Annotated in this window: 19 protein-coding genes; 7 read left to right on the top strand and 12 right to left on the bottom strand. The window is 72.5% G+C overall.

Going from position 1 to position 20,568, the window contains the following annotated elements:
• Positions 1 to 59: 59 nt before the first annotated feature.
• The 4 genes from ACFSKW_RS49380 to ACFSKW_RS49365 are packed head-to-tail and all read left to right on the top strand — an operon-like array spanning position 60 to position 3,543.
• Positions 60 to 716 carry a type 1 glutamine amidotransferase domain-containing protein gene (locus tag ACFSKW_RS49380; RefSeq protein WP_379581838.1) on the top strand — a complete coding sequence of 219 codons (657 nt, stop codon included), beginning with the start codon at positions 60 to 62 and terminating at the stop codon, positions 714 to 716.
• A 24-nt stretch (positions 717 to 740) separates the two neighbouring features.
• A complete protein-coding gene (locus ACFSKW_RS49375) occupies positions 741 to 1,826 on the top strand; it encodes an acyl-CoA dehydrogenase family protein (protein ID WP_379581836.1) in 1,086 nt (361 codons plus the stop codon).
• Positions 1,823 to 2,722, top strand: coding sequence for an acyl-CoA dehydrogenase family protein (locus ACFSKW_RS49370; protein WP_379581834.1), 900 nt, complete (start codon positions 1,823 to 1,825; stop codon positions 2,720 to 2,722). The genes ACFSKW_RS49375 and ACFSKW_RS49370 overlap by 4 nt, the downstream gene beginning before the upstream one ends.
• Positions 2,719 to 3,543: a TIGR03619 family F420-dependent LLM class oxidoreductase gene (locus ACFSKW_RS49365; RefSeq protein WP_379581832.1), complete on the top strand. Its 825-nt coding sequence runs from the start codon at positions 2,719 to 2,721 to the stop codon at positions 3,541 to 3,543. The genes ACFSKW_RS49370 and ACFSKW_RS49365 overlap by 4 nt, the downstream gene beginning before the upstream one ends.
• 15 nt (positions 3,544 to 3,558) lie before the next feature.
• Here the strand turns inward: ACFSKW_RS49365 and ACFSKW_RS49360 are convergent, their stop codons facing one another.
• Positions 3,559 to 5,649 carry a CHAP domain-containing protein gene (locus ACFSKW_RS49360; protein ID WP_379581830.1) on the bottom strand — a complete coding sequence of 697 codons (2,091 nt, stop codon included), beginning with the start codon at positions 5,647 to 5,649 and terminating at the stop codon, positions 3,559 to 3,561.
• A 204-nt stretch (positions 5,650 to 5,853) separates the two neighbouring features.
• Between ACFSKW_RS49360 and ACFSKW_RS49355 the strand changes: the two genes are divergently transcribed.
• Positions 5,854 to 6,465 carry a PaaI family thioesterase gene (locus ACFSKW_RS49355; RefSeq protein ID WP_379581828.1) on the top strand — a complete coding sequence of 204 codons (612 nt, stop codon included), beginning with the start codon at positions 5,854 to 5,856 and terminating at the stop codon, positions 6,463 to 6,465.
• Between the two features lie 254 nt (positions 6,466 to 6,719).
• A complete protein-coding gene (locus ACFSKW_RS49350; protein WP_379581826.1) occupies positions 6,720 to 7,637 on the top strand; it encodes a hypothetical protein in 918 nt (305 codons plus the stop codon).
• 127 nt (positions 7,638 to 7,764) lie between these two features.
• On the opposite strand, the gene ACFSKW_RS49345 is transcribed toward ACFSKW_RS49350, so the two are convergent.
• From ACFSKW_RS49345 to ACFSKW_RS49320, 6 genes are all read right to left on the bottom strand, one after another.
• Entirely contained in the window at positions 7,765 to 8,514 is a 750-nt protein-coding gene (locus ACFSKW_RS49345; protein ID WP_379581824.1) for a glucose 1-dehydrogenase, read from the bottom strand.
• Positions 8,501 to 10,621, bottom strand: a complete 2,121-nt coding sequence (locus tag ACFSKW_RS49340; RefSeq protein WP_379581822.1) for an acetate--CoA ligase family protein — start codon at positions 10,619 to 10,621, stop codon at positions 8,501 to 8,503. The genes ACFSKW_RS49345 and ACFSKW_RS49340 overlap by 14 nt, the downstream gene beginning before the upstream one ends.
• Positions 10,611 to 12,113, bottom strand: coding sequence for a class I adenylate-forming enzyme family protein (locus ACFSKW_RS49335; RefSeq protein ID WP_379581821.1), 1,503 nt, complete (start codon positions 12,111 to 12,113; stop codon positions 10,611 to 10,613). Before ACFSKW_RS49335 ends, ACFSKW_RS49340 begins: the two co-directional genes overlap by 11 nt.
• On the bottom strand, positions 12,110 to 12,424 hold the full coding sequence (locus ACFSKW_RS49330; RefSeq protein ID WP_379581820.1) for a VOC family protein: 315 nt from the start codon (positions 12,422 to 12,424) through the stop codon (positions 12,110 to 12,112). Before ACFSKW_RS49330 ends, ACFSKW_RS49335 begins: the two co-directional genes overlap by 4 nt.
• The gene (locus ACFSKW_RS49325) at positions 12,421 to 12,771 is read right to left on the bottom strand and encodes a Zn-ribbon domain-containing OB-fold protein (protein ID WP_379581819.1); all 351 of its coding nucleotides are present in this window, start codon (positions 12,769 to 12,771) and stop codon (positions 12,421 to 12,423) included. The genes ACFSKW_RS49330 and ACFSKW_RS49325 overlap by 4 nt, the downstream gene beginning before the upstream one ends.
• A 98-nt stretch (positions 12,772 to 12,869) precedes the next feature.
• Positions 12,870 to 14,369: an FAD-dependent monooxygenase gene (locus ACFSKW_RS49320; RefSeq protein ID WP_379581818.1), complete on the bottom strand. Its 1,500-nt coding sequence runs from the start codon at positions 14,367 to 14,369 to the stop codon at positions 12,870 to 12,872.
• Positions 14,370 to 14,465: 96 nt separating this feature from the next.
• Between ACFSKW_RS49320 and ACFSKW_RS49315 the strand changes: the two genes are divergently transcribed.
• Positions 14,466 to 15,134, top strand: coding sequence for a TetR/AcrR family transcriptional regulator C-terminal domain-containing protein (locus ACFSKW_RS49315; RefSeq protein WP_379581817.1), 669 nt, complete (start codon positions 14,466 to 14,468; stop codon positions 15,132 to 15,134).
• Here ACFSKW_RS49315 and ACFSKW_RS49310 read toward each other — a convergent pair.
• The 5 genes from ACFSKW_RS49310 to ACFSKW_RS49290 all read right to left on the bottom strand — a co-directional run bounded on the left by ACFSKW_RS49310 (position 15,131) and on the right by ACFSKW_RS49290 (position 20,565).
• Positions 15,131 to 16,990, bottom strand: a complete 1,860-nt coding sequence (locus ACFSKW_RS49310) for a serine/threonine-protein kinase (protein WP_379581815.1) — start codon at positions 16,988 to 16,990, stop codon at positions 15,131 to 15,133. The genes ACFSKW_RS49315 and ACFSKW_RS49310 overlap by 4 nt on opposite strands.
• Positions 16,991 to 17,118: 128 nt before the next feature.
• Positions 17,119 to 17,565, bottom strand: coding sequence for a DUF4383 domain-containing protein (locus ACFSKW_RS49305; protein WP_379581813.1), 447 nt, complete (start codon positions 17,563 to 17,565; stop codon positions 17,119 to 17,121).
• A gap of 198 nt (positions 17,566 to 17,763) precedes the next feature.
• Positions 17,764 to 19,461, bottom strand: a complete 1,698-nt coding sequence (locus tag ACFSKW_RS49300) for a hypothetical protein (protein WP_379581811.1) — start codon at positions 19,459 to 19,461, stop codon at positions 17,764 to 17,766.
• Positions 19,462 to 19,576: 115 nt separating this feature from the next.
• On the bottom strand, positions 19,577 to 20,269 hold the full coding sequence (locus ACFSKW_RS49295; RefSeq protein ID WP_379581809.1) for a poly-gamma-glutamate hydrolase family protein: 693 nt from the start codon (positions 20,267 to 20,269) through the stop codon (positions 19,577 to 19,579).
• Between the two features lie 104 nt (positions 20,270 to 20,373).
• Complete coding sequence (locus ACFSKW_RS49290; protein WP_379581807.1) at positions 20,374 to 20,565, bottom strand: hypothetical protein; 192 nt, start codon at positions 20,563 to 20,565, stop codon at positions 20,374 to 20,376.
• Positions 20,566 to 20,568 lie beyond the last annotated feature (3 nt).

The following is a 20,568-nucleotide window of genomic DNA, read 5'->3' as shown; positions in this document are numbered from 1 at the left end:
GCCTGATGACGGGTTCGGCTATTTGTGGCTGATGGCTGTGGCGGAGCATCATCGAGGGCATGAGCAAGCGCATTCTGATCGCCCTGACCAGCCATGACGACCTGGGTGGGGCGCGAAAGACCGGTTACTACGTCTCCGAGGCCGCCCATCCGTGGCATGCCTTCCGCGAGGCCGGGTTCGAGGTGAAGGTGGCCAGCGTCCTCGGTGGGCAGCCGCCGCAGGACGGGTACGACCCCGACGATGCCGCGCAGTCCGCCTTCCTCGCCTCCGACGAGCTGCGCGACGCGGGCAGGCTCGCCGACCTCGACGGCCGCGCATTCGACGCGGTCCTGTTCGCCGGCGGGCACGGCACCATGTGGGACTTCCCGGCCGACGCGGACGTCGCCCGTATCGGCAGGGAGGTCTACGAGGGCGGCGGCGTGGTGGCCGCCGTCTGCCACGGCCCTTCCGCGCTGGTGAACATGACGCTGTCCGACGGCACCCCGCTGGTGGCGGGCAGGCGCGTGGCCGCCTTCACCAATGCCGAGGAGAAGGCCGCGGGAGTGGACGAGATCGTGCCGTTCCTGCTGGCCGACGCCCTGGTGGCCAAGGGGGCCAGGCACGAGCCCGCGCCCGACTGGCAGCCGCAGGTCGTGGTCGACGGCCGACTGGTGACGGGCCAGAACCCGGCCAGCGCCACCCCGCTGGCGGAGCGCCTCGTCGACCTTCTCAAGTAACCAAGCGTGCGCTAGGTTGGGTGAGTGGATCTCGACTTCACCCCCGCCGAGGAGGCCTTCCGCGAGGAAGTGAGGGACTGGCTCGCGGGTCACCTACCCGATCGCTTGCCCTCCATGGACACGCGTGAGGGCTTCGAGGCGCACCGCGCGTGGGAGGCGGACCTGGCCGGCGCGCGCCTGTCGGTGGTCTCGTGGCCCGAGGAGTACGGCGGGCGGTCCGCCTCCCTGATCGAGTGGCTGATCTTCGAAGAGGAGTACTGGGCCTCCGGCGCCCCCGGCAGGGTCAGCCAGAACGGCATCTTCCTGCTCGCGCCCACCCTCTTCGCCTTCGGCACGCCCGAACAGCAGGCCAGACTCCTGCCGAGGATGGCGCGAGCGGAGGACGTGTGGGCACAGGCCTGGTCGGAGCCTGAGGCGGGCAGCGACCTGGCGGCGCTCACCTCGCGAGCGGTCAGGGTGGACGGCGGCTGGCTCCTCCACGGGCAGAAGACGTGGAGCTCCCGCGCCGCCTTCGCCTCCCACGGCTTCGGCCTGTTCAGGACCTCGGGCTCGCGCCACCACGGGCTGACGTACTTCCTCTTCCCGCTCGACGCCGTGCTCGTCAGGCCGATCGCCCAGCTCGACGGCACCCACGGCTTCGCGGAGCTGTTCTTCGACGGGGTCTTCGTGCCCGACGACATGGTCCTGGGCGAGGTCGGGCAGGGCTGGAAGATCGCGATGGCGACCACGTCGTCCGAGCGCGGTCTCACGCTGCGCAGTCCCGGACGCTTCCTCGCCACCGCCGACCGGCTGGTGTCCCTGGCCCGCGACGCCGATCCGGTGCTGCGGGACAGGGCGACCAGGTGCCTGATCGACGCCGAGGCCTACCGGCTGCACACCTTCGGAGCCGTCAGGGGCGAGCTCGGCGCGACCACGAGCCTGGGCAAGGTCTTCTGGTCCGAGCTCGACGTGCGCATGCACACTCTCGCCATGGAACTCCTGGGCCAGGGCGCCGCGGCGACGCCGTGGTTCGACGGGTACGTGTTCTCCCTCGCCGGGCCGATCTACGCGGGAACCAACGAGATCCAGCGCAACATCATCGCCGAACGCGTCCTGGGGCTGCCCCGATGAACTTCACCTTCACCGACGAGCAGCTCTCCTTCGGCGCCGCCGTACGGGAGGTGCTGCGCGACCACTGCCACCCCTCGGACCGCGGGTCGGGCTGGAAGCAGCTGGCCGAGCTCGGGTTCTTCACCGCTCTGGTGGACGAGGAGGCGGGCGGGCTGGGTCTCTCGCTGATCGACGTGATCCCCGCCATCGAGGAGACGGGCCGGGCGGCCATGCCGGGGCCGGTCGTGGAGAGCCTGGCCGCCGCGCCGCACCTGCCGCTCGCGGGGCGCACCGCCCTCCTCGTCGACGGTGTGGCGCTGGACGCCGACCTGGCAGAGGCGGTGGTGGACGTGGAGGGGTACGTGGTGGCGAACCCGGTCCTGGAGCCGTCCCCGGGGGTCGACCCTGGGCGCGTGCCGTTCTCGGTGAGAGCGGCGGGCCAGGGCGAGCCCTTCGCGGGCGCCGACCTGCTCACGCGAAGGGTGACGGTCGGAGTGTCGGCACAGCTCGTCGGCGTGGCCAGGGCGTTGCTCGCGAGGTCGGTCGACCACGCCAGGACCAGGACCCAGTTCGGGCGGCCGATCGGGGCGTTCCAGGCGGTCAAGCACCAGCTGGCGGACGTGGCGATCGCGGTCGAGTTCGCCGCGCCCCTGGTCCACCGTGCCGCGCTCACCGTGGACGGCGAGGGGTCACCGCCGCGGGGCCGCGCCGACCGTGACGCCAGCGCCGCCAAGGTCGCCGCAGGTGAGGCCGCGGCGCTCGCCGCCCGCACCGCGCTCCAGGTGCACGGCGCCATCGGCTACACGGACGAGCTCGACCTGCGCTTCTGGCTGGCCAGGACCTGGTCGCTCACCGGCGCCTACGGCACCACCGCCGTCCACAGGGCGCGCGTCACGGAGGCGGTGTTCGGCGCGTGAGGTTCGGCGTCCCTCTCGGGCTCATCCACCCCGCCGCGTGGAAGGACGTCGCCGTCGCGGCCGACGAGCTCGGCTTCGAATCGCTGTGGATGCCCGAGCACCTCGTCTTCGCCACCGACCTGTCGCTCGCCCGCTATCCGGGCTCCTCCACGCCCGGCATCACGCCGCACACTCCGCTGTTCGACGCCCCCGCCTACCTGTGCTGGCTCGCGGGGCTCACGTCCACGATCAGACTGGGTACGGCGGTGCACCTCTACGCGCTGCGCCACCCCTTCGTCTCCGCGCGGGCCTTCGCCACCCTCGACATCGTCTCCGGCGGGCGCGCCCTCTGCGGCGTCGGGGCGGGGTGGTACCCGGGGGAGTGGATCGCCGCGGGAGTCGACTTCGCCACCCGCGGGCCCCGCCTCGACGAGGCCATCGAGGTGACCCGCCGCCTGTGGTCGGAGGAGACGGTGGCACACTCCGGCCGGTTCTTCACCTTCCCCGAGGTCGCCTTCGAGCCGAAACCGATCCAGCGCCCGCTTCCCATCCTCGCGGGCGGCGAGTCGGCGGCGGCGCTGCGCAGGGCCGCCACCCTGTGCGACGGCTGGATCAGCATGCCGCACACGCTGGAGTCGGCCCGGCCGCAGCTGGAGCGCCTGGCGAAGCTGCGCGACGGCCGGCCCTTCTCGGTGACCGTGCACGCCTACGGGCTGACGGAACCGGAGGAGGTGGCCGAGTGGGCGGCGATGGGCGTCGACCGGCTGATCGTCCGCCCGTGGACGCGCACCCGCGACGCCGTGGACCGCCTGACCGCCTTCGCCGCCGCGTACGGGGTCTGACCTCCACGGTGCCGGTCAGGCGCGGTGGCGGCCCTTCCTGCCTCTGGCGGTACGGCCCGCCGTGTCCCTCTCGGGGGAGGCGCCCGCGCCGGCGAGGACAGGTTCCCTCTCGGCGGTTTCCCTCCCGACGGCTTCCCACAGGGTCTCCCACGACTCGGGGACGGGCGGGGGCTGGATGACCGCCCGGCTCGTGGCCGGCTGGGGACCCGCCGGGGCGTGCGGGACGATCGAGCGGGCGGGGGCCGGTTGGGCGGCCGAGCGGGCCGGGGCCGCCGGCCGGTGGCGGCGGCCTCTGAGCGGGGCGTCAGGGGAGAACGTCGTGGCCGGGGCACCGGTCGAGGTCGCGCGGTGGGCCCTGACGGTCTCCGAGGCGCGGTGGCGGCGGCCGCGGGCCGGGGCGTCCGGCCTGAACGTGGTGGTCTCGTCCGCCGGGTGCTCCCTGCTGCGGCGCCTGCCCCGGTAGCCGTCGAGCGACCTGTTCTCGTGGGCGGCGGCGAAGGCGGACCCTTCCCATGCCTCCAGGACGTCGTGACCGGTACCCGAGGCGAGGGCGCTCTCCAGGCTGTCGTTCCTGAAGGGGTTGGGTCCGCTTCCGAAGAGGTTGAGGTCGGTGTTCAGGATGTCGTCGTCGTTCCTGAAGGGGTTGGGTCCGCTTCCGAAGAGGTTGAGGTCGGTGTTCAGGATGTCGTCGTCGTTCCTGAAGGGGTTGGGTCCGCTTCCGAAGAGGTTGAGGTCCGTGCTCAGGATGTCGTCGGCGGCCGTGCCGAACGCGTCGAACGGCGTGGTGGCCGAGGACTCCAGCTCGGCGAGGATCGCGTTCGAGGTCTCCAGCCCCGCCGCCAGCGCGGCGGCCGCGTCGAGGTCGGACCGGGCGGAGCCGGGCAGCGCGTCGAAACCGGTGGTCGCCACACTGGACGCCGCCGCCAGGCCCGGAGCGGCGAAGGGAGCCGACTCCGCGGTCTCGAATGGGACAAAGGGGGTCGTCGCCGCTGCCACGGGGGACACGTCGGGCGTGGTGGTCGCCGGGGTGAACAGCGGCTCGACGGGGGGCACCGACCCGGTCCCGCGGCGGCGGGTCCCGGCGGCGCGGCGGCGGCCGGTGCGGCGGTCGGGCTGCAACTCTGGCCTGGTGTCGAGTCGCCGGTCGGCGGACGGGCCGGCGGCGGGCCTGCGGGAGGCGGCCGGCCGTACCCTTAGCTGGCGGGTGCGGGCCACGGCCAGCAGGCCGAGCGCGGCCAGCAGCACCGGCCCGATGATGGCGGGGGACCCGAGGTTGGGGACCTGGGTGGTGGCCGAGGCGTCCGTGAACGCGGTGACGGGTTCGCGGGTGACCGCCTCGGTGTCGGCGGTGGCGGGCTTGGCGTGCTTGCCCTTCTTGCCGGGCCGCGTCTGCCCCGCGGTCGCCGCGGGCGTGTCGGCGGAACGGGCGGGCGCGGAGGGCGAGACCCTGGGCGCGGTCGCGTGCTCGCCTGCCGCGGACACCGAGGGGGCGGGGGAGGCGGTCTCGCGCCTGGGGATGAGCGCGGTGACACCCGTCGTCTCCGACTGCGGGGGCAACTGGAGCCTGTCGACCTCGCTTGGCCCGGTGTCGGGCGGGAGCGACCCGTCGACCTCGGCCTCCTTCAGCTTGGCGGCCTCGAGCCTCTTCTTGATCTTGTCCGGGTAGCCGTAGCCGACGACCTTGCTCTGGTCGCGTTCCTTGCGCTTGGCGACGCCGCCGTCGATGTTGCCCTCGATCGTGAAGATCGTGTCCCCTTCGACCTTCGTGACGATGCCCACGTGGTCGATGTTGTCGATCTTGTTGGAGCCGCTCCAGTCATAGAAGACCAGCGCGCCGGGCTTCGGCTTGGTCCCCCACGCGTCCTTCTCCTTGAACCACTCCGCGTGCGCGACGGTGTAGGCGAACTGCCCGACCCACTCCTCGTAGCCCAGCTTGTGCGCGGCCCAGGACAGGAACATGTCACACCAGGGTGCGCCGCTGTAGTCGGCGTCGAACTCGACCGTCTTGCCGTACCAGTCGCCGAACTTGGTGTACGCGCCGTGGCCCTCCGAGTAGCCGAGTTCGCTTTCGAGGAGCTTGATGAGCTTGCTGGTCTCTGGGGTCATGGAAGTATGAAGGGACCTTCCGTGCACGATGGGGCTCGTGAGGTTGGAGGCTACCTTGGGAACCGGCAGGTCAAGCACTCCCCATGTATCGGCAAAGCCATCCGCCGAGTTGAAACCGCAGGTCAACGGCCCTTCAGGGAATTCTCCCGAAAACCGACATATCCGGAAAAGATCTACCGAATAGGGTTCGGTAAGGTGTGCCGCATGTCGGTCGAACTAGGAACCGAGGAATCCCGCCTCGCCGCCCTCTGCGCCCTTGCCCAGCAGACCCGTGAGCTCATGGACGCGGTCGCGCTGACCGATGTCGCCGAGGCGGATCTCACGGCCGCCACCGCCACCCTCACCGCGGTCACCGAACGCCTGCGCGCCACGGTCCGCCAGACCCCGCAGCCGTTCGAGATCGCCCCCGACGGCACGCTCAGGCACCTCGGCAACGCGGTCACAGGCGCCGCCAACCCGCACGCGCTCCCCCTGGCCATCGAGGTGTACGACGGAGGGGTACGGGCCGAAGTGGTGTTCAGGCCGCTGCACGAGGGTCCGCCGAACGGCGTCCACGGCGGCATCAGCGCCATGATGCTCGACCATCTGCTCGGGCAGGCCGTCGCCACCGCGGGCTCGGCGGGGATGACGGGCACGCTGACCGTCCGCTACCGCAGGCCGGTGCCGTACGGGACGGATCTGGTCGCGACCGCCGAGTACACCCGCACCGAGGGCCGCAAGACGTGGGCGGAGGGGCGCATCGCGCTGCCGGACGGCGAGCCGCTGGTGGAGGCCACGGGCCTGTTCATCACCCCCACGGCCTGGATCGGCCTCTGATCCCTCCGGCGGGGCGTCAACGCCATGCCTGACGGCCCGCCCCGCGCGACGGGCGGACCGTCAGGCACGCGGGGGGACGGCTCGCCCCGCGTGCCGGGCGCCGGTCCGGCCAGGGCGTGGCCGCGACGGCCGGCCTGGTCCTGGCCCTCGCATGTGGCACGTCTGACCCGGACGAAAGCGTCACGGTCGGTGACCGTTATCGATTCGTTGTCAACCGGGGGTGAGTCTTCCGGGTCCAACCAAAAGTGAAGATCTTGTACGGCACGTTCGCGTTCGTCCTGGTGGCGCAGGTGCTGAGCGGTGGCTTCGCATCGGGCCCGACACCTCTTCGAGCCGCGTGGCTGGAGGCCCGCCCGGCCCGCGACGGCGAGGTGCCGACCGGCACGTGGCAGCTGCAGTTCGCCGACGGCAAGCGGAAGAGCCTGTCCGTCGCGCGGGCCACGACCTCCCCGTGGGACGCCGCTCCGGTCGTGATCAGCGGGGACGGCCTGCATCTCGCCTACGTCCGCAGCACTGACCTGCGCGTGGTCGTCGCCTCGTTCGCGGGCGGTGAGGACTTCGTCGGGCCCTCCGGCGAGCACGTCAAGGCCATGTGGCTCTCCGAGGACGGCGAGCGACTGCTCATCGACCACTACGCCGAGCGGCGCGCCGGCGGACGGCGGGCGGAGGACGTTCCCGACGCGCTCGTCGAGGTCGGCACGGGCCGTACCGTGCCGCTGCCCGTGGGCGGCGAGCTCGCAGGGTTCAGCGAGGACGGCGACGAGGTGCTGTCCAGGCGGACGCTGCGGGACGGCACCCTCCAGGTGTCGGCGCACAAGCCGGACGGCACGGCCGCCTCCTGGACCCCGCCGCAGGACATCGTGCTCTCCGACCTCGCGCTGTCGGCGGACGGCGCCACGCTGGTGACCCTGGACCAGGGCAGGGTGCGCCGATACGACCTGGAGACCGGGCGGTGGCTGGCCGGCGGGGCGTCGCTGGACCCCTCGGCGTACGGCCTGGCCTGGCGGGCGGGCGTGCTGACCGTCAAGACCGGGGAGCACGATGCAGGGAACAGGTGGAAGGTGAAGGTCATGGCCGTCGACCCCGCGACGGGGGCGACCCGCCGGCTGGACGGCTACCGGCTGCCAGGATGGACCGACGACGGCAGCCTGGTGGCGGCGGTGGAGCGATGATCGAGCGCGACACCGTCGCCAGGCCCACCCGGACGCCGAGCGGGCCCGCCCGGCTCACCGGGGCGGACGGTGACTCGCGCGCCGAGGTCCCCGTCCACGAGTGACGTGCCGCCTGCGGCGCCGAAGGCTAGTAGCCCGCGCCGGTCAGCATGCCGCCGTCGACGGTGAACTCGCTTCCCGTGCAGTAGCTGGACCGGTCCGAGGCCAGGAACGCCACCACGTGCGAGACCTCGACCGGCTTGGCGAAGCGCTTGATGACCATCGACTTCATGAACGCCTCGCCGTCGACCTCGGCCATCAGGTCGGGGTCGGTGACCATCGGGGTGTTGATCGCGCCAGGGTGGACCGAGTTGACGCGGATCTTGAAACGCGCCAGCTCGCGCGCCGCCGCCTTGGTGACGCCGCGCACGCCGAACTTCGAGGCGGCGTAGGCGGACAGACCCGACGCGCCGATGAACCCCTCGATGGAGGAGATGTTGACGATCGAGCCGCGTCCGGCCGCCTTCATGGGCTCGATGACGGACTTCACCCCGAGCCAGGTGCCCTTCAGGTTGACGTCGACGACCTGCTCGAAGACCTCCAGCGGCATGTCGCCGATCCGGCCGTACTTCAGGATGCCCGCGTTGTTGACGAGGACGTCCAGCCTGCCGTGTGCCTCGACGGCGGTGCCGACCGCCCGCTCCCACTCGGCGGGGCTCGTCACGTCGTGATGGACGAAGACGGCGCCGGTCTCCTCTGCCAGGGCCTTGCCCTCGTCGTCGAGCACGTCACCGAAGACGACCCGCGCGCCCTCCTCCGCGAACAGCCGCACGTGCGCCTCGCCCATGCCGCGCGCGCCGCCGGTGATCAGCGCGACCTTGCCGTCAAGCAGTCCCATCGGTGCCTCCGTAGAAACGTTGACCGGCGGCGACGGCGATCGCTGCCGCCTCCATGGATCGATATACGGGTATGCCCGCTTCTGCAGCGATCGCCCTGATCTCGTCCTCCACGGCCGGCGGGGCGAACTCGCCGTTCCTGGTGACGAGCGTGACCCTGACGCCCTCGACCTCGCCCAGGTGGCGGGCGTAGTCACGCAGGGGTTCGGCGCTGGTGCCGTAGGTGAAGAAGCTCTGCACGTTCACGTGGGCGACGACGTCCTGGTACGGCAGGCGGCGGACGATCGTGGCGATCACCTGCTTGACGAGGTCGGGCCGGACCCTGGGGCCGACGGGGACCTCCAGCGGATTGGCCAACGAGCTCCCCACGCCCAGGCCGATGGCCTTGAGGTCGTCGAGCACGTCGTCGGGGAGGGGGTCGAGGGTGAGACCTGCGTCGTCGAACGCGTCGGCGGCGAGCACGCCCGCGCCTCCGCTGGGCCCGATCACCAGCACCCCAGCACGCTCGGCCCTCGGCCCGGGGCTCTCCCCTGGATCAGAGCCGGAGTGGCGGCCGGCCCCCGCGCCTGGATCGCTGGAGCGGCCGGAAGCGGAGCGGTGGCCGGGGTGGGGCGGGGCGGGCGGGGGGCGGCGGGGAGCGTGGGACTGGAAGTAGGACAGGGTGCCGATCAGGGCGTCCTGGGTGGTGACGAGGGTGGCGCCGGTCTGGTCGGCGAGGGCCTGCCAGATCCTGGAGTCGCTCACCATCCCCCCGGTGTGCGAGGCCGCCGCCCTGCGGCCCTGGCCGCTGCGCCCGCCCACCAGCATGACGACCGGCAACGGGCATCCCGCCAGCGCCGAGAACAGCGCGAGACCGTCGCGCGGATCCTCCAGGTACAGCCCGACCACCGAGGTCGCCGGGTCGGCCGACAGCCAGCGCAGCAGCTCGGCGGGCGTCACGTCGGCCGCGTTCCCCAGGGTGGCGACCCTGCTGAACGCCAGCCCCCGCCGCTCGCCCACCTTGATCACCTCCCCGGCCAGCCCGCCGCTCTGGGAGATCAGCGCGACGGTGCCCGGCGGCCCGAGCCCGCCGCCGACGAACGTCTGCCTGCCCCTGGGACAGTAGACGCCCATGCAGTTGGGGCCGAGCAGCCGCGTCCCTGCCTCGCGGGCCGCGCCGGCCAGCGCCGCCTCCAGGTCCGGGTGCCCCGCCTCGCCGAAGCCGCCGCTCATGACCTGCGTGTACGGCACGCCGCGCGCCTCCCGTACCACCTCGGCGCAGCGTGAGGCGGGCACGGCCACCAGCGCGTAGTCCACGTCGGCGGCGGCGAGCGAAGGCACCGCCGGCACCCCGCCAACGGACGCGGCCGTGGGATGGACCGCGACGACCTCCGCGCCCGCCGCCAGATAGAACTCCAGGAACATGTTCCCGAAGTTCGGCCTGCTCGTGGACGCGCCCACCACGGCCACCCTGCGCGGCTCGAAGAGGGTGGTGAAGTCGTGCGCGGGGGGCGGGACATGCGGCGAGGAGGGCGAGGGGAGATAGCGGGCGTCCACTGCGACCACGCCCGAGGGACTCGCGATCACCGGGTTGAGCTCGAACTCGCCGAGCTCCAGCCGTTCCCACAGCCCGCCGTGCCCGCCGATCGTCAGCAGGAGCTTCACGACCGCGTCGAGGTCGACGGGCGGCGTGCCGCGGTGGCCGTACAGGAGGGGGGAGCCGCGCAGCGACGCCAGCATGCGCCGCGCGTCGGTCTCGGAGATCGGGCACAGGCGGAGCGCGGTGTCGCGCAACGCCTCGGTCCACACCCCGCCGAGCCCCGCCAGCAGGACCGGGCCGAACCCCGGGTCACGGACCAGCCCGACGATCAGCTCGACGCCCGCGGGGGCCTGCTCCTCGATCAGGAACCCGTCGCCGAGCCGGTCGCGCATCTCGGCGACGGCGGGGCCGAGCGTGTCGTGGGTCAGACCGAGCCGTACCCCTCCCGCGTCGGTCTTGTGCAGCAGGCCCGCGGACTTGAGCACCAGCGGAGGGGTCAGCGTCCCTGCGAGGGCGGGATCGGCGACCCCGCGCGGCACCGGGACGCCGGCTTCCCTGAGCAGCTCCTTGACCTGGTGTTCAGTCCACAAGGTGCTGGTACATCTCTCTGATCTCGCGCCGCAGCAGCTTGCCGGGCCCGCCGGAGGCGTCCGCGAAGTGCGGGAGCGACTCCGCGACCACGATCACGTCGGGCCGCTGGTGCGGCGGCAGCGTGTCGGCCAGCGCGAGCGCGATCTTCGAGGAGTCGAGCGCCTGCCCGGTCATGGGCACCACCGCGAGCAGGATCCGGCCGTCGCCCACGCCGACCGCGCCGGCCTCCGCCACGGAGTCGAGCGCGGTGGCCGCCTCCTCGACGGTGGAGGGCTGGGTCCAGACGCCGCCCTTGAGGATGGCGTCCTCGCGCCGCCCGAGCACCTGCAGCACGCCGTCGGCCGACAGCGTGCCGAGGTCGCCCCCGACATACCACTCGCCGCGCAGCACCTCGGCGGTCTTGTCGGGCAGCATGTCGTAGCCCGCCATGCGGTGCGGTCCCGCGAGGTTGATCTCGCCGACCGTGTCGACGACGCGCGCGCCCGACGGGTCGGTGATCGCGACGGCGCAGCCCGTGCGGGCCCGGCCCGAGGTGCCGAGCGGCGTCGAGCCGTCGTCGACCCTGCCCATGCAGGTGTAGGGGGCCTCGGTCTGCCCGTAGTAGGAGTAGACGCCCGCGCCGGGTAACCGCTGCTTGATCCTCGACAGCAGCGACGCGGTCAGCGGCTCGCCACCGAGCATGATGACGCTGATCGAGGACAGGTCCACCTGCTCGTGCTCGGCAGAGCCGAGCAGCGCCGCGTAGAAGGAGGGAATCTGCGAGACGTGGGTGACCCTCTCCCTCGGGACGACCTTCAGGAAGTTGGCGGGACCCCAGTCCTGCTCCAGCACCAGCCGCATCCCCGTGTAGAGCGCGGGCCCGACGATGGCGGGGAAGCCGATCCCCCAGATGATGGCGCCGGTGCCGAAGACCGAGTCGGGTGCGCGCGGCACGTCGAGCCAGATCTGCGCGGTCGCGAGGGACGAGGCGTGCGTGTGGACGACGGGCTTGGGCAGCCCTGTCGTGCCCGAGGTGTAGTAGAGCGCCAGCGGGTCGTCGAAGGCGGCGCCGGGCGGCGGCTCGCCCTCGTCCTGCGAGGTCAGCTCCTCGGCGTTGATCCAGGTGGTGATCTCGGGCAGGGAGGGCCTGATCTCCTCGACGATCCCCGCCACGGTGGCGTCGTGGACGAACGCCGTGCAGCCCGACGAGGCCACGACCGCCCGCAGCGTCTCAACCGGCCAGTAGGGGTTGAGCGCCGCCGTGATGGCCCCGATCTTGGCCTGCGCGAGGTAGACCTCCGCCACCGTCAAGGTCTCGTTCAGCAGCGCCGCGACCCGCTGGCCCGGCAGTACGCCCGCGGCGAGCAGCGCGTGCGCGCGCCTGTTGACGGCCCTGTTCAGCTGGTCGTAGGTGAGGTGCTGCTCGCCGCAGTAGGTCAGCGCCACCTTGTCGGGCGTGCGCAGCGCCCCGGCCGTCAGGATCGCGTAGGCGTAGTTGCCGTAGGGCGTCATCGAGAACCTCCTGGGGAGTAGAGCACGAAGAGGTTTCCTGAGGGGTCGCGCAGGACCGCGCGCGTCTCGTGCGGGCCCGCCTCGGGCTCTCTCGCCACCGCGCCGCCTCGTTCGAGGAAGTCCTGTACGGCACGCGGCAGGTCGTCCACCTTGAGGCAGAACGCCGTCGCGCCGGTCAGCTGCTCGGCCGGGCCCGCGAGCCCGATCCCGCCCTCCAGCAGCGCGAACCTGTCGCCGTCCCTGAACTTCACCGGCAGCCCGTAGAAGGCGACCGCCTTGCCGACGTCCTCGACGGGGATGAAAACGTTCACCTGGGCCTCCATTGCGGCAGTTCGTCGCTGAACGTCACTCGCACCGGCATCCCGATGCGCACCCGCTCCGGCGGGCACTCCACCACTCGGCCGAATGCGCGCGCCCCCTCCGGCAGGTCCACCCAGGCCAGCACGTACGGCTCCCGCCCGCGGAACTCGGGCACGAACGAGCGGTGCACCACCGTGAAGGTGTGCACGACCCCGTCGCCGGAGACCGGCTCGAAGACGAGGTCGTCGCCGCCGCACCACGGGCACGCGGGGGCGGGCAGGTGGACCCGCCGCTCGCAGGACGTGCATCGCTGAATGACCAACTCGCCGCGCGCGCAGGCGGCCCAGTAGGTGTCCATCGTCTGCCAAGCTAGCGCACGCTTGGTTGGCCCACAAGGGCACGCGGTCGCGTCCGCGGGACGTCCTCGACCGGGGCGAGGAACCGGTGCAGGCTCCCTCAGACGGCGGGGCCGAACCAGGTGGTCAGCGCGTCCGCGAGACCTTCGGCGCCGGTCCAGGCGACGTACCCGTCGGGGCGGACCAGCAGGGCCGCGAGGTCCTCCACGGCGCCGTCCCGCGCGGCCCCCGTGACCACGCGGACCCGGTCGCCGTGTCCGGCGGCCGTCCTTCTCACCTCGGCGGAGTCGGCCAGGTCGAGCAGCAGTCCACGGCCGTCGGCCTGCAGGTCCCTGGCGTACCCGGCGTCCTTGATCTCCAGGTCGGGCAGGAACCGGCCGACCAGGGGGTGCGCCGAGCCTGGCGCGTAGTCGATGTCCGTGCCGTTGACCATGTCGAGGAAGTGCCGCTGCGTCTCGGGGAGGCGCAGCGTCTCGCCGAGTACCTCGCGCAGCGCGTCCACCTGGGGGCCTGGCCGCATGAGCGCCACCTGGGCCCGCGTGTTGCGCAGCACCGTCGCGGCCACGGGGTGCCGCTCGGCGGTGTAGGTGTCGAGCAGTTCCTCCTGCGCGAGCCCCCTTGCCACCAGGCCGAGCTTCCAGCCCAGGTTGGCCGCGTCCTGTAGGCCCAGGTTCAGTCCCTGGCCGCCGATCGGCGAGTGGACGTGCGCGGCGTCCCCCGCGAGCAGGACCCTGCCCCTGCGGTAGGTGTCGGCGTGGCGGGTGTTGTCGCTGTAGCGGATCCCGGCCTCCACCCGGGTGACGACCGCGTCGTTCCCGCTGACCCGCCTGATGCTGCCCTGCAGTTCCTCGGCCGTCACGGGCGCGTGGCGCTCGTCGGGGCCGCCGTCGAACTCGATGGTGGCGATCTCGCCTGGCACGAGCGAAAGGTTCAGCAGGCCGCCGGGGCCGCGCATGGCCGAGGCGACGGGCGTGGCCAACTCGGCGACGGCGGTGCGGCCCGTCATGGTCGCCGGTGTGCCCTCGAAGGGAAATCCGGCCCGCTTGCGCACCGTGCTGCGCCCGCCGTCACACCCGACCACGTAGCTCGCGCGCAGGGTCTCTCCTCCGGCCAGCGTGACCACCGCGTACGGCCCCTCGTCGGCGACGTCCGTCACCTGGCAGGCGGACCGGATGCGCACGCCCAGCGACTCGGCGCGGTCGGCCAGCACGCGCTCCAGCAGGTGCTGCTTGATCATGACACGCTCGGGTGTCCTGGTGACCTCGCCGAACAGCGGCAGCCCCGCGAAGTGGCCGCCGCTCTCGCCCTTGTCGAGCAGGCTCATCATGAAGCCGATGACGTCGTGCTCGTCCTGGGGCGTCCGGTGCGCCGCCATCCCGCGGAACATCGCCCACTGCGCCTCGACCAGCGGCCCGGTCAGCCCGCGCAGCCCCAGCGTGTGCATGCTGCGTGCGTTGATCCCGCGCAGCCCCAGGTCCCGCGTGCGCCGCTGCTCGCCGGTGGCCGACTCCAGCACCAGCGGGTCCGCGCCGGCCAGCTTCAGCTCGCTCGCCAGCAGCAGGCCGACCGGCCCGCCGCCCACGATCACCACGTCCGTCATCGAACCACTCCTTACTTACGCCGTATGCTTACGCCGTAAGTACATACATACAGTGTAAGCTTTGTCAATCGGCACAACGGCACAAGGAGCCCATGGATGTCCCGGCGCGAGCCCCTGAACAGGGAGAAGATCCTCGATGCGGCGTTGACGCTGGCGGCGGAAGAGGGGCTCGAAGGGCTGTCCATGCGAAGGCTGGCCAAGTCCCTGGGCGTGGAGGCGATGTCGCTCTACAACCACGTCTCCAACAAGGCCGACATCCTCGACGGCCTGGCGGAGCGCGTCTTCAGCACGATCGAGCGGCCCGACCCCTCGCTGCCGTGGCCGGAGCAGATCAGGGTCGTGGCCGGGAACATGTACCACGCCCTCGCCCGGCACCCGGTGGTACCGCTGGCTCTGGTGACGGACCAGTCGAACCCGACGTCGGAACGGGCGCTCGCGCCGCTCGACGGCGTGGTGGGCGCCCTCTACCAGGCCGGGTTCGACGACGTCGGAGTATGGCGGGCGCTGGGAGCGGTGAACGCGCTGGTCTTCGGCTCGCTGATGCTGTCGACGGGCGGTTTCACCGGCGACTCCGATGAGCACGTGGGGCGGCGCGAGTTCGGCGCCTACGTCCGCGAGGTCGATCCGGCTCGCCTGCCGCACTTCAGCAGGCTGCTCAAGAGCATGCCCGAGGTCGTCGCCGACCCCGCGAGAGACTTCGAGAAAGCCCTCGACCTGCTCATCCGCGGCCTCGTCGAGGCCGCGCCCGCTACGCCGCGGCCCTAGGAGCCGCCGGACGCCCGTGGCGTGGTGGCTCCTGACCAGAGGTCGTCGCCGGGGGCGGCCTCCTGCGACGTCGGCGGCTCGGAGGTGACCCGTGGCTCGGGAGCGTCCGGATCGGGGACCGAGGCGGGCGCGGTGGTGGAGGAGGAGGTCGCCGGCGGGGTGGCGCCCGCCGTCGTCGAGGAGGCGGTGGGGGACGTGGCCGTGGGCGAGGAACCCGTCGGGGACGACGCGCACGGCGGCCCGTCCACAGGGACCTCGCTGATCTGCGGGCCGTTCGCCGCCGCCCGCTCGGTCTGCACGATCAGCCCGAAGTGGGCGCGCTTCCCGCACGCCACCTCGCCGAGATCCCGCAGCAGCGGCACCGTGTAGGCGGTCCTGCCCTTCAACTCCCGGACGTCCTCGTGGACCGTACGGGAGGGCCCGTCGCCGTCCCTGCGGGTGTAACTGACGCGCAGCCGTACCGGCCCCGTGCCGTCGGTCGCGACCTTCACCGCACCCGCGGACCCGCTCCATGTGACGATGTCCGCCGACTTGACGGCGGGCGATAGCGTGCCCGCCCTCGGTGGTGCGCTCGTGGGCGGGCTCGGAGGCGGCGCAGGGGGCGAGCCTGAGGGGGAGACGGACAGCCGGCCCGGCTGTGAGGCCGGCGGTCGGGTCGGTGGCGGAGTCGGCGGTGGAGGGGTGGCCGCCGTGCCGGGCGGCCTGCTCGTCGGCGTGGCGCTCCTGCCCTCGCTCGTCCTCGACACCGTGGGCTTGGCGGCCGGTTTCCTGGCCGTCGGCTTCGAGTCGACGGGAGTGGCACCCAGTTCGAAGGGCGACTTGGGGGGAGGCGCGAGGAAGGTGCCGGGCCCCGGCGGCAGCCGCCCCCCGCTGATCAGCAGCGCGAGCAGCGTCGTGACCAGTGCCCCTCCCGCGATCCACAGGTGCGGCGGCAGCCTGGGCACCCGCCATTCGCGCACGAGCGACCCTCTGGCGGGCGTCTCCTGCGGCGAGCCGGGGTTGGCCAGCGGGTAGTGCAGCGCGAGCAGCGTCGCCAGCTCGCCGAGGTGCCTGCGACCCCGCTTCTCCCATTCCGTTCCGAAGCCGGCGACGGCCGCGGACTCCAGCGCGGCCGCGAACTCCCTGGCCGAGCGCGGCCTGCCCGAGGGATCCTTGGCCAGACCGTGCCGCAGCAGGTCGCGCACCGCGTCGGGCACCACCTCGACAGGCACCGGCTCGACCAGGTGCTTGTCGCGCAGCGCCGCCACATCGGGCGCCCGGTAAGGCTGCCGGCCCGTGATGCACTCGAACAGGACGCACGCCGCCGCGTACAGGTCGGCGAGCACGCCTGCCGTTCCCCTCGTCCACAGCTCGGGCGCCATGTACGGCGGGCTGCCCGCGGGCACCCCCGGCTCCTCCACGTGGACGGCGAGCCCGAAGTCGGCGAGCTTGCTCGTCCCGTCCGCCTGGACCAGCACGTTCTCCGGCTTCACGTCCCGGTGCGCGATGCCCCGCTCATGCGCCGCCGCCAGCCCGAGCAGCGTCCCCTTCAGCACGGCCAGCGCCGCCTCGGGGCTGGTCCTGCGGTGCTCGGTCAGGATGGCCCGCAACGACACCCCGTCGACCAGCTCCATCACCGCGGCGGTCCTGGTCGGCGTCTCGACGTACTCGTAGAAGCGCACGACGTTGGGATCGTCGATCTCCACCAGACCCGGCGTCTCCGCCCTGAACCGCTCCATGAACTCGGCGTCCCTGCGCAGGGTGGCGTTCAGATACTTGATCGCCACGTAGGCGCCGGTGGACTGGTAGGTGGCGAGGAAGACCCGGCCCGTACGGCCGGAGCCCAGCTGACGTACTTCGCGGTAACCCGGAACCAAACCAGCCCCCATGCGCAGCGGGTGTCAATGGTTCGACGGTCTCACCCGGGGTTCTGGTTGTCACGAGTAACGCATTTTCGCCCAACGTCACCAAAAACTACACGGGGTAGCAGGCTGAAGGGTCGCCGCTAGTGCGGGGCGGCCACCCGGCCGCGGGACAGCAGATAGCCCATGGCGATCATGCCGAGGCCGAGGAAGAGGTGCAGCCAGTTGTCCGCGGTGTTGACGGGCACGACGTTGGCGGCGCTGTTCTGATCGATGAGGAGCCCGTAGAGCCACAGCAGCAGGTAGACGAGGCCGCCGCCGATGAGGTAGCCGCGCGCGCCGGCCCAGCTGCGAGCCAGCAGAAGACCGGCGACGCCGAACAGCAGATGGACGACATTGTGCAGGACGGACACCTGGAACACGCCGAGCAGCATCGCGCCCGACTGGTGGCCGGCGACCCCCAGGTCGTCGTAGTGCGTGGTGATCCCGGGGATGAAGCCGAGGACGCCGACGAGCAGGAACACCGCGCCGACGACGCGTGCGGCGAGCTGGACGGGCGAACCGGCGGCGGGTTTGCGTCGGGTGGCCACGAGACCCTCCTCAGGACGGGGTTCTGCGGTGTCCGCCTACCCTGGCGCCGCCGCTTCACTCGCGTCCGTCCAGGTCAGCCCACGTGCTCGTCGAGAGGGGCGACCCCGGCCCCAGATGTGGGCGGGCGACCCCTGGTCCAGCGCCGGGCAGTCGGCCCGCCCCCGCGCAGGGACCCGCCGCGGGGCTGCCGAAGGACCTCACTGCAGCGCGGACACCTTCACACCGGCCTCGTCGACCGCCGAGAGCCGGGGCCGCGCGATGCCCGATCCGGCGATGGCGACGTGCCGTCCCGAGACGCGGTGCCTGCCGACGTCCATGGCGGCGACCCGCCTGCTGCCGGCGGCCACGTAGTAGCGCCTGCCCGACGGCGCCTTCCACCACACGCCGGCCACGATGTCCGTGCGCAGCCTGCTGCAGTCCCAGGTGCCCGCGCGGGCGGCGGTCGGCGTGCCGGTGGTGCGCCCGCGCCCCGTGGCGAGCAGGACGCCCCGCACCACGCTGCCGCCGCTCGCGTCGGTCGTGCGCAGGCAGACCCAGCGCCCGCGCACCCCCTCGGGCAGTTGCCCGGCCCAGAACTCCCATGCGGTCGCCGCCTGGATCTCGCCCTCCGGACGCTCCACCGCGCAGCCGACATGCTTCCACGCGCTGAACCCCTCGGGGAGCGCGTCGAGCTCGTGGGGACCGTACCGATTGACCTCCGCGGGCGGGGGCGGCTGGTAGGAGGCGTTGGCGAGCGACAGCCGGCCGAAATCGAGCATGGTGTACGGCAGGCCGTGCGCGATCTCCGGCGCCCTCAGCCGCAGGACGGGCCCCTGCCAGCAGCCGCCGCGCTCGGCGAGCGGTACGGGAGCGGTCACGCCGTCCCTGATCTCGACCTTGTGCCAGTGCGGCGTACGGCCCGCCAGCGTCGCCTTCGACACCTCGCGCACCCATGGCGGCAGCAGGTAGCGGTTGCCCTCGGTGGTCGTGCTCAGCTTGAGCGGGCCGGCACCGTCGGGCCTGACGCGCGGCTCCGGCAGGATCTCCACAGTGGGGCCGTTGGCCGTCTCGGTGTAGCGCGCCACCTGTGAGGGCCGCCTGAGCAGGACGACGCGGGCGTCGTCCACCTGGCCCGCGAACAGCAGTTGCGCGCTGCTCGCCCCCCACGTGCCGATCGCGCGGCGCACCAGCTCCTCGTCGTGGACGAGGGAACCCCTCGGCGCCCACGTGCCGAGGTCGAGGCTGGTGCCCGCGCGCCACGCCTCGCCGGCGGCCCGCACGATCCGCGGTCTGGAGGCCGAAGGGGCGGCCGCGATGCCCGGCCGTTCGAGGTCGAGCTGGGGGAGGACGACGACGAGCGCGAGCAGGCACAGCCCGGCCGCCGCGGCGGCCCTGAGCCGGCGCCCCGCAGGAGGGCGGCCGTAGATCCTGACCAGGGTGGGGTCGAGCGCGGGCCGCCACAGCCAGCCCGCCTGCTCCTCGAAGTCGGACACGGCGGCCAGCGCCGCGGCGGGGTCGTCGACCCCGGCGCCCGTCAGGATCTCCATGACCTGGTCGTGCGGGCGCTCCTCGAGCCGTAGCAGCGCGTACGCGGCCCGGGCGGGCGCGGGGAGGCCGTCGAAGCGCCTGGTGAACTCCATGTCCCGGCTTCGCGTGACGGCGGGCACCGCCTCGACCGTCGCCAGCCTGCCCGACCACGGCATGAGCCGCTTGCGCAGCACCCTGCGCAGGAACGACTTGCGCAGCCGCACCTCCTCGATCCTGGTCCTGCCGGTCACGGCCGAGGCGGACATGCGGTGCGCGAGCACGAGCCGCCGTTCCTCGCCCGCGGCGCGGGGCAGGGAGAGGTAGGCGAGCCAGACGAGGTCGCGGTACGGCTGCGCCCGTACCCTGCTGCCCCTGATGGACCGTCGCACCCTCATCCCCTCGCTCTGCGTAGTCGAAAGAATGCGTGTCGTGACTAGGAAGGGTACGGCAGGCTTGCGGCGTGGCGCGGCGGATATCGGAAAGATGCCGGGGTTCGGCGTCTCGTCAGGGAAGGACGCTGTTGACGGCGGCGACGTAGCGGTAGAAGGCCCTGGTGCGGTGGGCCGGGTCGGCGATCCAGGCCCTGCTCAGGTTCCCGTCGGCGAAGAACTGCTCGCGCTGCCCCTTGCTCAGCTCCAGTTGCACGCCCATTCCCCTGCGGTTCCTGTTCGCGATGTTGGCGGGGCTGTCGCCGTTGAGCTCCTTCGGCGTCGACGCGGCGACGGTGAACCCGGCGGCGCGCAGCGCGGTCGCGACCCTCTTGGCCAGCCTCCTGTCCCGGCCGCCGACGTAGGTCGTCGCCTTGGTGCCCGCCGCGGCGTGCCAGGAGACGGTGTAGTCGACCGCGGCCACCACCTGGCGGCCCTTCGGCTCGTCGAAGCGGGTGGAGGTGATGTGCAGGGCGCTGTTGCCCGAGGACTTGAGTCCCTCGAAGGAGTAGAAGGCGTGCCTGTCGCCCGCGGCGTGGTCGGCGAGCTGGGTGGTGGGCGGTTCGATCGCGCCGCCGTGGATGGCGATGTGCGCCACCCTGGCCTTCTTGGGCAGGCGCTGGACGCGCCGGTAGTCCTTGCCCTCGCTCTCGTGCGCGGCCAGGTCGGCGTAGCCGGTGTAGGCGTCGGGTGCCTTCGCGGCCTGGACGGCGGGCGCGGCGGCGAGCGCGAGGAGGCCGGTGACGACGGCCGGAATGACTCTTGCCATGAGCAAGGATACGACGCGGGACCGGCCCGTGAGCGGGCTGCGCGGGCCCGGCTCCCAACGCGGCCCGGCGGCCGGCGGATCAGGGTCGCGTGACGTCCTGGTGCTCACCGGCCGCTGCCTCCGGTGACGCCCGAGTAGCTCGCGACGACCCTGAACCGGCCCGGCTCCGCCTTCTTCGGCGGGATGTGAACCGCCACCTGGAAGGTCGTGAAACCGAGCACGCCGCCGTCGGCGGTGCGCAGGGCGAAGGAGGGGTAGCGGGAGGCAGTTCGCCGGTTGATCGGGCGCCTGGCCACCTG

Source organism: Nonomuraea mangrovi, assembly GCF_042681425.1.
Classification (GTDB): Bacteria; Actinomycetota; Actinomycetes; order Streptosporangiales; family Streptosporangiaceae; genus Nonomuraea; species Nonomuraea mangrovi.
The sequence above is the reverse complement of the archived record's forward strand: the minus strand, read 5'-3'. Positions and strand labels throughout refer to the sequence as shown.

Bases quoted from the DNA above. Each gene is read 5' to 3' on its own strand.
- ACFSKW_RS49380 (WP_379581838.1), top strand. From the start codon at position 60: ATGAGCAAGCGCATTCTGATCGCCCTGACCAGCCATGACGACCTGGGT.
- ACFSKW_RS49370 (WP_379581834.1), top strand. From the start codon at position 1,823: ATGAACTTCACCTTCACCGACGAGCAGCTCTCCTTCGGCGCCGCCGTA.
- ACFSKW_RS49360 (WP_379581830.1), bottom strand. From the start codon at position 5,649: ATGACCCCAGAGACCAGCAAGCTCATCAAGCTCCTCGAAAGCGAACTC.
- ACFSKW_RS49355 (WP_379581828.1), top strand. From the start codon at position 5,854: ATGTCGGTCGAACTAGGAACCGAGGAATCCCGCCTCGCCGCCCTCTGC.
- ACFSKW_RS49345 (WP_379581824.1), bottom strand. From the start codon at position 8,514: ATGGGACTGCTTGACGGCAAGGTCGCGCTGATCACCGGCGGCGCGCGC.
- ACFSKW_RS49335 (WP_379581821.1), bottom strand. From the start codon at position 12,113: ATGACGCCCTACGGCAACTACGCCTACGCGATCCTGACGGCCGGGGCG.
- ACFSKW_RS49325 (WP_379581819.1), bottom strand. From the start codon at position 12,771: ATGGACACCTACTGGGCCGCCTGCGCGCGCGGCGAGTTGGTCATTCAG.
- ACFSKW_RS49320 (WP_379581818.1), bottom strand. From the start codon at position 14,369: ATGACGGACGTGGTGATCGTGGGCGGCGGGCCGGTCGGCCTGCTGCTG.
- ACFSKW_RS49315 (WP_379581817.1), top strand. From the start codon at position 14,466: ATGTCCCGGCGCGAGCCCCTGAACAGGGAGAAGATCCTCGATGCGGCG.
- ACFSKW_RS49295 (WP_379581809.1), bottom strand. From the start codon at position 20,269: ATGGCAAGAGTCATTCCGGCCGTCGTCACCGGCCTCCTCGCGCTCGCC.